Here is a 14,116-nt window from a genome sequence, read left to right on the forward strand (position 1 = left end):
CTTACGTCATTGAACCTGTCCAGGCCATTAGTCCAAAGAGCCTGGATCATGCCTGTCGTATACCCGTCAATTGCGCCCCAGAAGCTACGACCTTTGGCGTTGAGCATCCTGCTGGCGTGCGGGCCAAGCGTGGCGCTAGATACCGGCAGCATCACGTCCTCAGTGTTGTCGCCAAATTGCCTCGCATACAGGGTCGTCGGCATTTGTTTCTGGCTCCTCTGCACGCCCTTCGGCTGCACAGTTAAAACCTCGACCAAGGTTCGTCATTTCATTCCTGAACTCGTGGTCTCGAGCTACGCCACCACCGGCAACAATCCCTGGACCGAGATGGCCGCCCTCTCGTCTCCTATCAGTGGCGCGGAGGGTGGCGGCAACCTGATCACGCCGAACACCCACCGCGACAACCTGCCTCGCTTCAAAAACGTCGATGGCATCGGCCACCCCGGTGGCTGGATCGCAACGCAACTGGCTTCGCAATCCGGCTATGCCTGCGCCAGCGGTGCAACTGCATTCATGCCTTACTACCTGAGTACCCTGGACTCACTGGCCTGGCGCCATGGCATCCCGGAAAGTCTTTATCCCGAGTCGCTCATGCCGGGGATCCGTGAAATCGGTCGTCAGGCCTCAGGAAACATGTGGGGCAACGTCTATCCCCGGCAGGGATTTCTGGTACAACCCGACGACTTCAAAGCCGCTGCGGTGATGACCCAACGGGCCGGTGATGTGATTACCCGTAACTGGCAGCCGCATGTGTATGTACCACTCACACCCGCCAAACGTGACGGCTACTGGCCGCCTGGTCCCATCGTTGAAAACGATGCTTCGACCCACAAATGGCAATTGCTCTACCCCCAGGTTCAATCGACTTGCGCGGTCTTCCCCAGCGATCCGGTACAGAGCGCGGATGGCGGCTACGCCTGGTCGTTATGGCGCCCCTATAGCTGCTGCAAGCGCGAGGGGCAGACCTTCCTGTTCAGCATCGACTTCGAAGGCGGCGCATCATGAGTCGGCTTTGCGCGCGATCATGGTCGGGCGTGATGAGTCTGTTGCTCCACGTACTGCTCGCCATGGCCACGCACGCCCACGCCGCCGAGGACGATTACCGCCTGGGCACTCAAGGCGAAGTGCTCGACGACCGGGTGATGTACACCATCGGTGGCGGCTCGGCAGTCGGCTCACCGAGCTCGCTCTATCGACCCAGTGGTCTCGGCGTCGGCGGGTCATGGCGAGCGAACATGATGTGCGGAAACATGAGCCTCACCAATACCCTGCAAAACCAGCTGAACGGTGCCACCGAAGGTTTCCAGCAGATCATGGGCAGCATCGTGCAGAACGCGACCCAAGCGGTGATGTCGCTGCCCGCGTTGATCATCCAGCGCGCCAACCCAGGCCTTTATGAGTTGCTCAGTAACGGGGTGATGCAGGGGCGTATCGACTTCGACCGCTCCAAGCTGACCTGCCAGGCCATGGCCGAGAAGATGGCGGACAAGGTCGGTCAAGCCGGCTGGGGTGCGCTGGCCAAGAACCAGGAAATGCAGGGCAATCTGGAACAAACTGGCGGTGATGCGGTGGCTGCTGTGAAAAATACCGAGAGCCATAACGGCAACAATGGGGTGTCCTGGGTCGGTAGCCAGAAGGCTGGAGGTAGCGGACAGACGCCCATCCGGGTGACCTCCGACGTAGTGCGAGCAGGCTACAACTTGCTGCATAACCGGACGGTGGATGACAGTGCCTCGATCAGTAGCAGTGACTGCCTGGGTGGGGCTATTTGCCAGACCTGGGCTTCGCCCCAGGAGGAATCCGAATGGGCCGTTCGCGTATTGGGCGAGACCGAAGTCGCGACCTGCGACACCTGCGAAACTCTGCGTGCGACCGCTGGCAGCGGGCTGACGCCACTGATCCAGGAGGCCTACAGCGAACGCCTCAAGGCCCTGCAAGGGTTGCTGTCAGGCTCACTGCCGACTACTCCTGACAACCTGGCTAAAGCCTCGAGCCCGATGCTGCCGGTGACCCGTGGTGTGATCGAAGCCCTGCGCGACGACCCCGACCAGGATCTGTTGGCACGCCGTCTGGCCAGCGAGACGGCCTTGTCCAGCGTACTCGACAAGGCATTGCTACTGCTGCGCACGCTGCTGGCGGGCAGTCACGAACCGAACATTGCCTCCGCCGAGCCGGCCCAGACCGCCTTGACGAAAAACATCGACACCCTGGAGCGCGAAATACGCCTGCTGCAAACCGAGCTGCAGGTCCGGCAGATGCTGACCACCAATACCGCCAGCCTAGTGCTCGATCGGCATGCCGGTGGTGCCGATGCTTCGCGTACCGTCGAGCAAGGCGACCCCGAGCCCGGTCGACTCAATGATGCGGACGCCTGGCGCAAGTGAGCCATGAAACGTTCCCCCCTATTCACTTTGCTTTCGAGTCTGGGGATTGCCGCGGTGATGATCCTGAGCGCCGCACTGGTCGCCTGGATCGGCCGAACTGCGCTGGGTAGTTTCGAGGTCTGGCAGCAGGCATTCGAATCCGTAGGGCCCTATCTGCGGTGGTGGCGTGCCCTGCTCTACGCAGCCCTCTTTGCGCTCTGGTGGGACCTGCTTCGGCGTTACCGCCATCGACCACAGGATCGACTGCGGGTGAAACGTATCGGAACATTAGGGCTCGTGCTCTTTACCTGCGTCGAACTCACCCGACTGTGAGGTCACCACCATGCTCATGAGCACCAATAGCTACCTGGAGTTTTACCTCTCTCTGCTGGCCTGGATCATCAACAACGGCCTCTGGAGTGTCCTGTCCGACACTGGGCTATTCGCCGCGCCCTTTGGTGCAATCATTTTGCAAGAATGGTTATCGGCCCGTCAGCAAGGCACGGATGAAGGTAACAAGGGATTGCTCTCGGTGCCGCGGATCGAGAACCGGTTGTGGCTGGCCTACATCGTCGTATTGTTCGGCTGCGCGCCGGTCTTTCCGTTGAGCCTCGCCTCAATGGCGTTCGATGATGCGGCGAGTCAGCGCTGCGGCGTGAGTGTGGCCAAGCCGGCGGAAACCGCCTGGGGGACGACCTTCAATACTATCGACGAACGCTCCGCCAACGTACCGATCTGGTGGTTTCTGGTGCATGCCTTGAGCAAAGGGGTAACCGCCGCAGCCACCGCCTCCATTCCCTGCGCTCCGGATATTCGGCAGATGCGCATGGAGATCGACAACTCGCGTATCAACAGCCAGGTACTGCTGCAGGAAGTCGCCGACTTCACCCGCGACTGTTATGGCTATTCCCGTTCTCGGTTGTTTACCAATCGCCCGCAACTGGACAAGGCACAAAGTCACGACGCGTCCTGGATCGGCTCAAGCTATCTTCTCGACACGCCCGGCTACTACGACACGGATCGTTCACGCACACCGCGAATCAGTTGGCCGTATGACGAAAGCCGCGATGTTTCCTTGCCGCGGCTGGAGAATGGCGCGGGCTACCCCACTTGCAAGCAGTGGTGGAGCGACAGCGGTGTTGGCTTGCGCAAGCGGTTGATCCAGCAGGTTGATCCCTCTCTGCTGACTCAGCTGAAAGGTTGGCTAACTGGCCGCTCGAGCAACGAGATCGAGGATGCCACCCTGCGCGAACTGGTCAGTCCGCGCCAGCAATCGATGTCCATGTCGCCCGGACAGGTGTACCAGGACTATGGTTCCAGCGCTCGTGGCGGCTCGATCAATCAGGGGCTTAATAACCTGGCCACCAATACCGGCTTGGCCCTCGGCTCTTTCAGCAACTTCCCGGCGATGAATGCGCTACGCGCCGCCCTACCGATGGTGCAGGCTTTCCTGATCATGGGCATCATCATCAGCTTGCCGCTGATCTTGCTGGTCAGTACCTATCAGTTGAAGACCGTCATGACCGTGACGTTCGCGCTGTTCACGCTGCACATGCTGAGTTTCTGGTGGGAGTTAGCACGCTGGGTCGACTCCAGCATGCTCGACACCTTGTACAACCAAGTTTCGGCCTCCAATCAAGTGCTGTTATCGCTGCCCACATCCGGGTTTATGGATGGGACGGTCACGGCGCAGGTAATTGAGTATGTGATGGGGGCGATGTTTATCGTGCTGCCGATGGTCTTTCTAGCCGCAATGAGTTGGGCCGGATATAGCGTAGGTTCCATAGCAGAAGGCATGTTAGGAAAAGGGACACTCAGTGCACAAAATGCGGGTTCGAAAGGTACTGATGCTCTGATCTCTGCAGGTACTTCAATCAGAAAAAGCTAACGACAACCCACTAATGCTCGTCCAGGTCAGGCTGTCCCGGTGCTCGATTGAGTTCGTACTCGCCATAAGGATCGCCGAATGCCTGAGCCCCGTAAAAGTCCTTTGAGGCGTTGGGTCGGCGATGGACGATTACCCAATACAAACCCATTAGAGTCATCAACGACAGGAACAGCCAAAAACTTACAAAAAGCAACGCTCCCACCATAGTGAACTTGACGATCAGAAAGCTTCCGCGAACGAGTAAATTACCCGCAGGCACACCTGCCACCATCGCGCGCTCAGCTAAACGGGTCTCGAATGCTTTCAGTATGCGATACCCGCGTTTTATCGACATGCCACAGGTATATGCCCAGCGGTGGGCGCGGGAAATCTGAACAGGGTTCTGCGTCGGCATGGTCTCGCCCTCTTCTGAGCGTTTTCATGGTTGAGACAGGAGTAACAGCCTACTACTGAAAACGGTCCGTGCCTGACCGCTTATCAGTTTGCCCAGTCGAAAAATCTTCACTGGAAGACAGAAGACAAGCCCCATAAAACAGCTTCTCTACAGTGATTGACCCATGTAATTCGTCCGGCTAAATACTAGGTACGGATCGCTGTTACCGACAGCACCCTTCCCAGATAGTCAGGACCTTCAAGACTACGTCACCTCGGTGATGGTTCTCCCCAAGTGCGATTAGCGTTCGGTAGCTCGCACGGTGACCGTTTCTACGGTGATGAACGCCTACTGCTCTCCTGAGTGCCTTTCGAGCTCTGCTCGCCAGGCAAACCTTCTTGTTTTTCTTCAACCCACCGTGGGGAAATTCTTTCCCGCACGGGACAGGTTTCTTCGCGCTTTCAACGGAGGCACACCATGTCCGACTCACTTACACCGGAAACACTGAACACCCTTCGGTTGCCCATCGTGTTCACTCCTGGCGCGTGGCAACGCGCAGTCCTGCTCGAGCGTTCCGATCACGCTGAGAAGCTGAAGGTCGGTCGGCTGAGCCAGGTATTGCGCGCAGCCTTCGAGGCTCACCTGTCCTCTCCACACGAGCCCTATGTGGTGTTCGAGGTAGCCCACATCGCGCCAATGGGTCATCCACACGATGACCCGTTGCTGCAACTGAGCCTTAGCCTGCTCCTCGAGCCAAACCAACCTGGCGCCTTGCTGATAGCTCTCGCAGGAGAACACCAACGTTAAACGCATACGACCGTACTCGGCATCCAGATCCACACTCAGACGGCATGCAAGTCCTGCATCAATCCAACCCATCACCCACCGGGGAGCCCTCCCCGACGGGTAAGGCGTTCCTCCGTTTTCTGTTGAGGAAAATGCCATGCGCGATATCTACCAAGACGTGACTGACAAGATCGTTACTGCTTTAGACCAAGGCGTTGCCCCCTGGATCAAACCCTGGTCTCCAAGTGGCTCAGTTTACGTCAATCATCACCAACCCTACCCCATCAACGCAATCACGCGTCGCCCCTACTCGGGCATCAATTTACCGTTGCTCTGGGCCGAGGCCAGGTTGCAGGGATTCACTCAAGATCGTTGGCTGACCTTCAACCAAGCCAAAAAGGCCGGTGGGCACATCCGTAAGGGTGAGCACAGCACCCTGGCAGTGCTCTACAAGCCGATGGAGTGCGAGGAACAGACTGAGTCAGGCCAACCCGTACTCGATGAAAACGGTCAGCCCAAGGTCGCTCACTTTGGCATTCTCAGGACGCATTTTTTGTTCAACATCGAGCAAACAGAGGGGCTCGAAATGCTTAATGAAACCGCGCTCGAGACGGAACAGAGTGATCCCTTCCAGGCCAACAGCGCTGCGGAAAATCTGCTGTTAAGTTCAGGTGCACGCATCGTTCATCGGCCTGCCGACGAAGCCTTTTACCACCCGATCAGGGATCTCATCCAACTGCCGACAAAAGCACAATTTCACGATGAAGGCGGGTACTACGCCACGGCACTTCATGAGCTGACGCACTGGACCGGGCATCACTCTCGGTTGCAGCGCGAAGGCGTGACGTCAGCCTGTCCGTTCGGCTCGCCAGGCTACGCGTTTGAGGAGTTGATCGCCGAGATGGGCGCTGCTTTTTTATGTGCCTACGCCGGTATACAGGGGGAGCTGCGGCACGAGGGATACATCGACTCCTGGCTCGGCCTGCTCAAGGCTGACAAACGCGCGATCTTTCGCGCCAGTGGTCACGCCCGAAGCGCTTCGGAGTATGTACTCAATCTGGAGCAGCAACTGAAGCAGATGGTAATGGATGACTCACGATGCATGAACGATGGAGTTTGATCGTTACCTCACAGCTGCAATCGCATCACAGGGCCCAACGCGAGTTGGGCCCTTTTTTCTGCGCCCAGAAAAAACCCCATGCCGCGGGGCTCTGATGCAAAGAATCAGAGATGGGCACACACCCGCAGCCTGTCATTCCGCATCCAGGTTCTGCGCCAGAAAATCCACCAGTTCAAGCGGACTCCGGCTGTCGATCACCTTGTAGATCAGATCGCGTTTACTGCGCGGCAACTTCTTGACCACGCTCTTCGCCGAGGCCCTGACGGCTTCGTCGGTCCCATGGATACGTGCCGCGAGCAGCAGCACGAGCGTGGCGTCAGTGAGGTTCATGACCGTCCCCAAAAAATGTGCACAGCAGTGTACCGACTCTTCCCTTTTCCGTACTAGCACGCACCTCCAACAAAACGGCACCAGGAGAAATCGATATCCCGATTGCCGCACAAAGGGACACGAGACAAAAGGACGGGGAAGGGTTGGAAGGGAATGGGGAGTCAAGGGTAAGAGCTCTATCCGAAAAGGCTAAAAGACCACTGACCCAGCCACTTCCCGGAGGTCACGATGCTCAATCTGTTTCGTCGAAAAAGGCAAAACCCTCCTCTGCCACTGACCATGAGCGTCGCCGAAGGTTACCTGCCCATCGAGTCGGCCCACAGTTTGTTAGCAGCGGAGCATCGCCGCCAGTTGCTCGATCACATCTGGCAGTACACCGCCCTCTCCCATACGCAGTTCATCCAACTCTACTTAAATCCGATCCATCGCTACGCCGAACAGGTCCAACAACTCCCGGCCAGCGAAACGCACCACCATGCCTATCTTGGTGGCATGCTCGACCATGGCCTGGAACTGGTCGCCTGCAGTTTGAAACTGCGCCAATCCTATCTGCTTCCCACCGGCGCCGCCCCCGAAGACCAGGCCGCCCAGACTGATGCCTGGTCCGCTGGCATCGCCTATGGTGCCCTGCTGCATGACATCGGCAAGATCGCTGTGGACCTGCTGGTCGAACGCCAGGATGGCCGTGTTTGGCATCCTTGGCAGGGACCGCTGGACCAGCCCTACCGTTTTCGTTACCTCAAGGGTCGCGACTATCACCTGCATGGCGCTGCCGCAGGCTTGCTTTACACCCAAATTCTCGACCAAACAATCTTGGACTGGCTCAGTGGATTCCCTCCACTCTGGGCCAGCCTGCTGTATGTCCTGGCGGGCCAGTACGAACGTGCTGGCGTGCTGGGCGAATTGGTGATTCAGGCCGACCGCGTCTCCACCGCGCAGAACATCGGCGGTAACCCAAGCAAGGCGCTGCAAGCGCCGATTCATTCGCTGCAACATCACTTGATCACTGGGCTACGCCATCTGGTTCAGCACGAGCTAAAACTCAACCAGCCGGGTGCCGTGGGTTGGTTGACCCAAGACGCACTGTGGCTGGTCAGCAAGACGGTCACGGACAAGCTGCGAGCCTATCTGCTGTCGCAAGCGATTGAGGGCATTCCCTCATCCAACATCGCGGTGTTCGACGAACTGCAATCGCATGGGCTGGTCGAGTCCACACCAGAAGGCAAAGCCATCTGGACTGCGCTCGTGGCAAAGGGAGACTGGCAGCAAACCTTTACCTTTCTGCGACTACAACCGGCTTTGATTTGGGGGAGCGAAAACCGCCCGGAGGCGTTCAGCGGAACGGTGAGCATTGCAATCGATGACCACCCGGCTGACGCTCCGGTATCACCACCAGCTCCCAAGACAGTCAGTACAGGATCGGGTCAAAGCCCATCGCAGCCAGATACCATGGCGACGGAGGATGCCGACTACCTCGGCACGCTGCTGGATATGTTCGAATTGGCTGAACCCGAGGCCAGTGATGCGCTGTCAGAAAGCATTCTCGAAATCTCAACACCCCTTTCCAGTAACCCTGGTCAGTTTTTTGTGAATTGGGTTAAGGAAGGCATCCAGAGCCACAAGTTGATCATCAATGACAGCAAGGCCAAGGTGCACACGGTGAGCGGTTTGGTGTTTCTAGTAACACCCGGTCTCTTCCAACGCTACGCCCAGGAGTTTCCTGGTATCTCACAAGGTGCCAATCAAGAAATCGAAGAGTGGCGCTGGGTGCAGAAGGAATTCGAGAAACTGAAGATCCATAAGAAGCGAGACAACGGTTTGAACATCTGGGCGTGCAAAGTGCAAGGTCCCAGAAAGAAAACGACCTTGAAGGGGTATCTGATTTCGGAACCGACGTCATTTTTAGAATCGATACCGCCAGATAACCCGTTTCTTGCGATTGATGATGGCTAACGACGCTCATCACATCCTTCAGTCTTTTGTTGTACTCGCGACACAAGGCTCGCTGCTTCCTACTCGCTTCCCTGCTCAAAGCCTTTGTCACCTCATCAAGTGTTTCAAGCGGAGACTGCTCGACGAAGTGTCAGCGCTGGAGAAAGGTTTGAACGATGAGCAGGCGCTTGAGTTGCTGAGTAGCGAACTCCGGAAGATCGACGCTCTCGGTGCAACCGATTGTATTGGCGGGCATTACCAGGACGGCAAGGTTATCTGCGTAAGGCCAAATCGACAGATCGACCCGCAGAAGCTCGAAGCCAAACGCTAGGCGAAGGCTGCCGACGAGACCCAAGCCTCGGTGAGCGCGCGCCTCGGCTTGCCACGGTCGGCTGGCTCTGGCTTTCTCAGAGGATTGAGAGACCTGCAAAAGGCATATGCGCCGGTTTGCTGCCAAAGCTTTAACGCCATCTGGGCTCACTCCAGACTGGAGTGAGCCCAGGGTGATCATGCAGTCACTTCAGCGGGACGGTCAGCGATGAACCCACGCTTGCGCCAAGTGACCCTCACGAAGGCCTGGAAATCAGCTTCACCACTCAGCTCGAGTTCATCAGCGTGATCAGTGACGATGATCTGGGGCATGATCCCGGTCGCTTCTTTCGTTTCCTGGCAGAATTCTACGAGCTTGTCGAACATATTGGTGACAGACCCGATGTCCTCGTCAACCTGTTCAACCCGATCGGTGAGCTTCGCCAAGGCCCGTGCATCAAAGCCCTGCTGCCCATGGTCGATCTTAGCCGGGAAATAGACCTGCGTTGGCTGATCCAGAAATAGGATTGGAGGGATCTTGCACCCATCCTTGTGCTTCTGTGCAAATACCGAATGCAAAGCCAGGAATAGCGTCAGGTGCGAATACAGCCAATTCGCACCACTGCCCATTGAGCGAAGGTACACGTTCCCCATCTCGTCGCTTTCATGCCACAAGTCGAAATTTTCGAGATCAAATTTCAGGTTGATCGGCATATAAGCAGGCTCGAAATCAAAGCCAGCACCAATTCGCTCCATCTCACTATTGATCAAGTCGCTCAAATCGCGCATTTTCCCGGGCACGTCATATCCATCCAGGATGGGCTTAAGCTCAGCCATCTTAGCTTCAATTATTTTTCGCGTGCCTTCAAGCTCTGACTTCGGTTTATTGGAGTAGTTTTCAATCTCCAATTCCAAACGATGTTTCACTCGCAGCGCAATCTCATCGACCGTTTTACTCTTCTTAAGATCCTCAACCTGCTTCTCCAAGCGAGTAATTCTCGACTGGATGCCAGACAGAATTTCTTTTTGCTCTGTGAGCTTCTTGGTTATCTTACCCTCCTCCTCGCGGAAACTTTCACGCGCATAGGAAGAAATTTTCAACTCTGAGTTCATCCAGTCGATGGCTTTCGTGAGCTTGTTAGCCTCGCTCTCGACCTGATGATTAGGAGCATCACAGAATGGGCACTGCGTTTCGCTTATCTCAGCATATTCCGGCACAGGCAGATTATTTACGGTGCTAGCAAAATCCTCCGTAAGGCTTATTGATGAACGCACAGCAAAAAGCTTATCTTGAAGCTCTCGCACCTTTACAGTTTGTGCTGCACGCTCTTCTTCTAGCGCTTTTTCTGGATAGTGTACGAGTCCGCAACACTGTCTATTCGAACGTTAGCGTCTCTGACTTTCTTTAACGAGCCTTTGGGAGAGTTCGCAATCTGAGCAGCAGTCAGTGGGGTTAGTGCGGTGCCACTAATCACTTGGTACTCTGCAAGCAAACCCTCAATCTTGGATGTGAAATCGGCCTTTTCCTGCTTGCTTTTAGGAATTTGATTATCAATCTTCTTTAGCTCTGCCTTGAGCTCATTATAGTCCTGCGAAACCCAAAAATATTGCTGATCCACAAAGTTCATAAATATTTTCAGGTGATCAATGACCTGGTCGCGCTTTCGCCTCTCATCAAACCGATAGAAAAGAGCATGTTTATTTGCCACCAAATTCTGATGCTGCAGCATATAAGATGCAAAACTACGAATCGAAGGCGTCGAGGTTTTGGCAGCTCCATAATCCCTCCCTCCCGCGTCCTCATCAATATCAGTCATCGTGACAGCAAAATAGCGACCAAGCTCTTTTTTGAAGTCTCGCAGAGGAAAATAGCAGTTAGCCTTGAAGAAATCTTTTAGATTTTTCATTCCCAGCAGCACGTCTTCAAGAGTCGCACCGCACATATCCCTAATGAATAATTTTTCACTACTTCCATCCCGCGACAGGACAAGGAGGCCGCTGTCAAATTCGAGAATGGTAAAATAAAGCTTTGTACGAGCAGTGATAACGCCTTTCGGTATTGTATTGTCACTATTTCCAAGGCAAAAATCAAAGATCTCGATAATCGCGCTTTTGCCTGTAGAAGATTTTCCGGTGACAATATTCAGTCCAGCTTTAAAGGTAACTTTATGAATTTCATTATCATGATCGATAACGCCTATGGCCTTTACAATACATTTCATAGTTGAGCAATCCCTAACAACTTATACACATGCGGGGCGTCGCTATTTTCAAAGAGCTTTGCAAGATTGCGCGCCGAGGCAACCTGCTGCACCATGCCATTCAGGGGCGGAAACGTTTTCTTGGTAGCACGTACAATCAAGTCGTCACCAACAATCAAGTACCCTGTATTCACGAGGTTCATCAGCGTGGTGTTCGTAACCTGCCGCAGGGAATGGATACGCTTATGAACACCTGCCACACGCGTTTTATCGGAGCACATTGTACGCAATGAGTAACGATCGTTCACTCGATACAGATATGTGGCTGTCGACTCGTGAAGAACGAAAGGAAGTACTAAATAACTTAACAGAATGTTGTTTTGTGTCTCTTGGAGCTGCTGATAAAACGCCAGAAGAATCGGAGCCATTATCAAAGGACTGCGGTGCAGAGTATGAAGGTGGTCAGTCGTTGTAAGCTTCATTACCATAATCTCCAGTGAAGCTTATCTTTACCCTCTTCGTCCTCATCATCAGCAAGCATATGCCAGATACCGTTTCGAAAATCCACAGAGGTATTGTCAAATGCAGGGAAACAGTCAACAGGCTCCCCGCATCGCGCATCAAAGAACCCCTGTGATTCTTCACACCAGTATTCTTGCGGCATCCGTCGGCAGAGTCTTATTGCCCCCGCCCTTAGGCTAACGTGACGTTTAAGCTGATCAGCCTTGTACCCATCGACATCTATCCTGTCGACAGTAAATCTCCTGAACTCCTGATTGATCGTATGCACGGCCACGATATGTTCAAGAATCGCCGCGGGCACTTTCTGCCCATACTCAATCTCATGGAGCTTCTTCACAAACAAGCGGTCAACATACGCAGACACATCCACCTGGTCTTGGAAGCTAGCTGAATCAATCGAGGGGAATTTACGAGAGTTTCGACCATACCTTGCGAATAAGGTCGCGATTTTCATATCGAAATCTTCGTAGCTGATAGTCCAGCCCTTTTTCACCATGCCTGGCTCAATCAGGTAACCTAGTAGCGCTTCAAAGTAATCTCCTCGCTTTGAGGGATCCAAACCCTTCCCGTACCGACTTTTTGCTTCGCTTGCGCGAGTTTCGAGATCTGGCTCAGCAGATACGATCTTCAGTTTTTCGATGACATCCAGCAGCGCTTCACGCCTCTCCTCGGCCAACACAAACTGCTGGGCTTGAACAGATTTAGAAGGCTTTTTACCCGATACAGCAAGCCGCACCTCACTGTCAGCGAGAACATTTTCGAGCTGGCTTAACCTCTCTTCCACAGACTGCTGGTTCCAGTGACTCAGCTGCGCTGTAGTGCCATACTTCTGAGTCGTTAGTAGTATTAGCTCGGAGTACTTTTCCTGCTTGAATTTCGATGTGACCCAGTTTTTGAGAGTATTCCAAAAATTGATGTGTCCATCCGTGAGATCATCAGCAAAGTTTTTTACTTCGACTTGGACTTTCCCACCAACAGTTACATCACCATAGACCTCCAGCCAAAGCGTCTGGCCTTCAACCAATGAATGGCAATACTCCAGTGTCACGATTAATTGGTAGCTTAATGCTTCGAGTAGCTTTGTCGCATCGTTGGCGAGCTTCTCCACAACATTTCTCCGCTCATTGCTTCATCGTTGCGGTAAGGACGTAGCGCTAGGAGCGTTGGGTTGAAGCCTTCCTGGCAAATCCACTACCAAACTGTGAAAAATCAACCTCGTTACTGCGCGCGGCAGTACCTTGAGAAGCTTAAATACCCAACATACTGATTATATATACAGCAATCTATACCAATATCTGTCCGATTGTAGCGTGATGGCAATATGTTAGCAAAATGCCTTATGTTGCGTTATTTGAGCAGTGTGCCACTGACTCATGCAGAGTTTTCACAGTTAACGATGGAGGGTTGCAAATGGCTTTCAGCACCGACGGCGGCGGTTTTGCCTTTTCCTGCAATGACGCAAAGATGTCCATCAATGCGAGCACCTGGGCGACTCGGTTGACCCAGCTTGGGAGGATGACCGGACGGCTATGCATTTTGACCACAAACCTTCCGGACCCCGATTATGTGATCGACGTGCTGAGCAAGCGGACCTCGGACGTTCAGATCGTGGCCCACGTGGACGCCCGAAAAGCAGCCGAGTACGTAAAACGAAAATTACCCCAGGTAAGAATTGCCCTTCATCCCGACATCGGAGCCAAGGCATTGCTGATCGCACCCGAAACGGTGTGGATCATGAGCTCCGACTTCGGCAAAAAGAGGAGGATCGATGCAGGGATCGGACTACACTCGGCTGATGTTTATCAGAAGACTCTTGCCCAGCTATTTGATCGGGCGTGGGCCGAGGCGACCGAGATCGTTCTTTGACAGAGTTTGCACTGGCCACCCTTGTAAACTATGGGCTCCCCGATTGAAACGAAGCCCCGCGTAGGGATCTCGATCTAATTACCATCTCTCGGCGCTGGGTGCGCGAGCGCATGACTGGTGATTGGGTAGGCGGCCATCAATCAATGGCTACCAAGCTGATCAGCGATCATCAGCAAAGGGAGCGGCCAAGGATCGACTTGAGTCCCTTACCACTCCCAAATTACAACTACCCATACTTGGGCAACCATAAATTTACTGAAAACAGTCCTCGCTCACCTCCTACGGCACTCCCACTCTGAAATGCACCCCCGGAATACGCGCTTTCGCCCAAGTCACTTGCGAGCTCTGCCTCCCCAACCCAAAGCGGGGCGCAAACCATACCCAGCTTAGATTGCCTCTCATTCAGCCCAACTTCCAAAAGCTAGG

At 54.4% G+C, this 14,116-nt stretch carries 15 protein-coding genes; 9 read left to right on the top strand and 6 right to left on the bottom strand.

Annotated elements, in window-relative coordinates:
• The first annotated feature begins 48 nt into the window (after positions 1–48).
• From VY732_RS16270 to VY732_RS16285, 4 genes are read left to right on the top strand one after another with little or no spacing between them, the layout of a single operon-like run.
• The gene (locus VY732_RS16270; protein WP_154905320.1) at positions 49–1,005 is read left to right on the top strand and encodes a TIGR03756 family integrating conjugative element protein; all 957 of its coding nucleotides are present in this window, start codon (positions 49–51) and stop codon (positions 1,003–1,005) included.
• Positions 1,002–2,384 carry an integrating conjugative element protein gene (locus tag VY732_RS16275; protein WP_154905321.1) on the top strand — a complete coding sequence of 461 codons (1,383 nt, stop codon included), beginning with the start codon at positions 1,002–1,004 and terminating at the stop codon, positions 2,382–2,384. Before VY732_RS16270 ends, VY732_RS16275 begins: the two co-directional genes overlap by 4 nt.
• 3 nt (positions 2,385–2,387) lie before the next feature.
• Entirely contained in the window at positions 2,388–2,696 is a 309-nt protein-coding gene (locus tag VY732_RS16280; RefSeq protein WP_154905322.1) for a hypothetical protein, read from the top strand.
• Positions 2,697–2,706: 10 nt separating this feature from the next.
• Entirely contained in the window at positions 2,707–4,251 is a 1,545-nt protein-coding gene (locus VY732_RS16285) for a conjugal transfer protein TraG N-terminal domain-containing protein (RefSeq protein WP_154905323.1), read from the top strand.
• Positions 4,252–4,261: 10 nt separating this feature from the next.
• On the opposite strand, the gene VY732_RS16290 is transcribed toward VY732_RS16285, so the two are convergent.
• Entirely contained in the window at positions 4,262–4,645 is a 384-nt protein-coding gene (locus tag VY732_RS16290) for a DUF3742 family protein (protein WP_154905324.1), read from the bottom strand.
• 456 nt (positions 4,646–5,101) lie between these two features.
• Here VY732_RS16290 and VY732_RS16295 point away from each other — a divergent pair, with 456 nt between their 5' ends.
• Positions 5,102–5,431: a hypothetical protein gene (locus VY732_RS16295; RefSeq protein ID WP_154905325.1), complete on the top strand. Its 330-nt coding sequence runs from the start codon at positions 5,102–5,104 to the stop codon at positions 5,429–5,431.
• Positions 5,432–5,567: 136 nt separating this feature from the next.
• Positions 5,568–6,530 (top strand): ArdC family protein, encoded by a 963-nt coding sequence (locus VY732_RS16300; RefSeq protein WP_154905326.1) that lies wholly within the window; start codon positions 5,568–5,570, stop codon positions 6,528–6,530.
• A 132-nt stretch (positions 6,531–6,662) separates the two neighbouring features.
• Here VY732_RS16300 and VY732_RS16305 read toward each other — a convergent pair whose 3' ends face one another.
• Complete coding sequence (locus VY732_RS16305) at positions 6,663–6,860, bottom strand: DUF7740 domain-containing protein (protein WP_007901093.1); 198 nt, start codon at positions 6,858–6,860, stop codon at positions 6,663–6,665.
• Between the two features lie 228 nt (positions 6,861–7,088).
• On the opposite strand from VY732_RS16305, the gene mobH reads away from it, so the two are divergent.
• A complete protein-coding gene (gene mobH / locus VY732_RS16310; RefSeq protein ID WP_154905327.1) occupies positions 7,089–8,813 on the top strand; it encodes a MobH family relaxase in 1,725 nt (574 codons plus the stop codon).
• Positions 8,806–9,123 (top strand): hypothetical protein, encoded by a 318-nt coding sequence (locus VY732_RS16315; protein ID WP_154905328.1) that lies wholly within the window; start codon positions 8,806–8,808, stop codon positions 9,121–9,123. The genes mobH and VY732_RS16315 overlap by 8 nt, the downstream gene beginning before the upstream one ends.
• Positions 9,124–9,299: 176 nt before the next feature.
• Here VY732_RS16315 and VY732_RS16320 read toward each other — a convergent pair whose 3' ends face one another.
• The 4 genes from VY732_RS16320 to VY732_RS16335 are packed head-to-tail and all read right to left on the bottom strand — an operon-like array spanning position 9,300 to position 12,932.
• On the bottom strand, positions 9,300–10,406 hold the full coding sequence (locus tag VY732_RS16320) for a DUF3732 domain-containing protein (RefSeq protein WP_331691171.1): 1,107 nt from the start codon (positions 10,404–10,406) through the stop codon (positions 9,300–9,302).
• 29 nt (positions 10,407–10,435) lie between these two features.
• The gene (locus VY732_RS16325; RefSeq protein ID WP_331691172.1) at positions 10,436–11,323 is read right to left on the bottom strand and encodes a hypothetical protein; all 888 of its coding nucleotides are present in this window, start codon (positions 11,321–11,323) and stop codon (positions 10,436–10,438) included.
• Complete coding sequence (locus VY732_RS16330) at positions 11,320–11,784, bottom strand: three component ABC system middle component (RefSeq protein ID WP_154905330.1); 465 nt, start codon at positions 11,782–11,784, stop codon at positions 11,320–11,322. The genes VY732_RS16325 and VY732_RS16330 overlap by 4 nt, the downstream gene beginning before the upstream one ends.
• Complete coding sequence (locus tag VY732_RS16335; RefSeq protein WP_154905331.1) at positions 11,784–12,932, bottom strand: hypothetical protein; 1,149 nt, start codon at positions 12,930–12,932, stop codon at positions 11,784–11,786. Before VY732_RS16335 ends, VY732_RS16330 begins: the two co-directional genes overlap by 1 nt.
• 302 nt (positions 12,933–13,234) lie before the next feature.
• On the opposite strand from VY732_RS16335, the gene VY732_RS16340 reads away from it, so the two are divergent.
• A complete protein-coding gene (locus VY732_RS16340) occupies positions 13,235–13,690 on the top strand; it encodes a hypothetical protein (protein ID WP_154905332.1) in 456 nt (151 codons plus the stop codon).
• Positions 13,691–14,116: the final 426 nt, after the last annotated feature.

Origin of the sequence: Pseudomonas sp. ZY71, assembly GCF_036542145.1 — a bacterium.
GTDB lineage: Bacteria > Pseudomonadota > Gammaproteobacteria > Pseudomonadales > Pseudomonadaceae > Aquipseudomonas > Aquipseudomonas koreensis_A.

What these genes read in the sequence shown, in the direction of transcription:
- VY732_RS16280 (WP_154905322.1), top strand. Translation starts at nt 2,388, where the DNA reads ATGAAACGTTCCCCCCTATTCACTTTGCTTTCGAGTCTGGGGATTGCC.
- VY732_RS16330 (WP_154905330.1), bottom strand. Translation starts at nt 11,784, where the DNA reads ATGAAGCTTACAACGACTGACCACCTTCATACTCTGCACCGCAGTCCT.
- VY732_RS16270 (WP_154905320.1), top strand. Translation starts at nt 49, where the DNA reads ATGCCTGTCGTATACCCGTCAATTGCGCCCCAGAAGCTACGACCTTTG.
- VY732_RS16275 (WP_154905321.1), top strand. Translation starts at nt 1,002, where the DNA reads ATGAGTCGGCTTTGCGCGCGATCATGGTCGGGCGTGATGAGTCTGTTG.
- VY732_RS16290 (WP_154905324.1), bottom strand. Translation starts at nt 4,645, where the DNA reads ATGCCGACGCAGAACCCTGTTCAGATTTCCCGCGCCCACCGCTGGGCA.
- VY732_RS16340 (WP_154905332.1), top strand. Translation starts at nt 13,235, where the DNA reads ATGGCTTTCAGCACCGACGGCGGCGGTTTTGCCTTTTCCTGCAATGAC.
- VY732_RS16285 (WP_154905323.1), top strand. Translation starts at nt 2,707, where the DNA reads ATGCTCATGAGCACCAATAGCTACCTGGAGTTTTACCTCTCTCTGCTG.
- mobH (WP_154905327.1), top strand. Translation starts at nt 7,089, where the DNA reads ATGCTCAATCTGTTTCGTCGAAAAAGGCAAAACCCTCCTCTGCCACTG.
- VY732_RS16295 (WP_154905325.1), top strand. Translation starts at nt 5,102, where the DNA reads ATGTCCGACTCACTTACACCGGAAACACTGAACACCCTTCGGTTGCCC.
- VY732_RS16300 (WP_154905326.1), top strand. Translation starts at nt 5,568, where the DNA reads ATGCGCGATATCTACCAAGACGTGACTGACAAGATCGTTACTGCTTTA.
- VY732_RS16305 (WP_007901093.1), bottom strand. Translation starts at nt 6,860, where the DNA reads ATGAACCTCACTGACGCCACGCTCGTGCTGCTGCTCGCGGCACGTATC.
- VY732_RS16315 (WP_154905328.1), top strand. Translation starts at nt 8,806, where the DNA reads ATGGCTAACGACGCTCATCACATCCTTCAGTCTTTTGTTGTACTCGCG.
- VY732_RS16325 (WP_331691172.1), bottom strand. Translation starts at nt 11,323, where the DNA reads ATGAAATGTATTGTAAAGGCCATAGGCGTTATCGATCATGATAATGAA.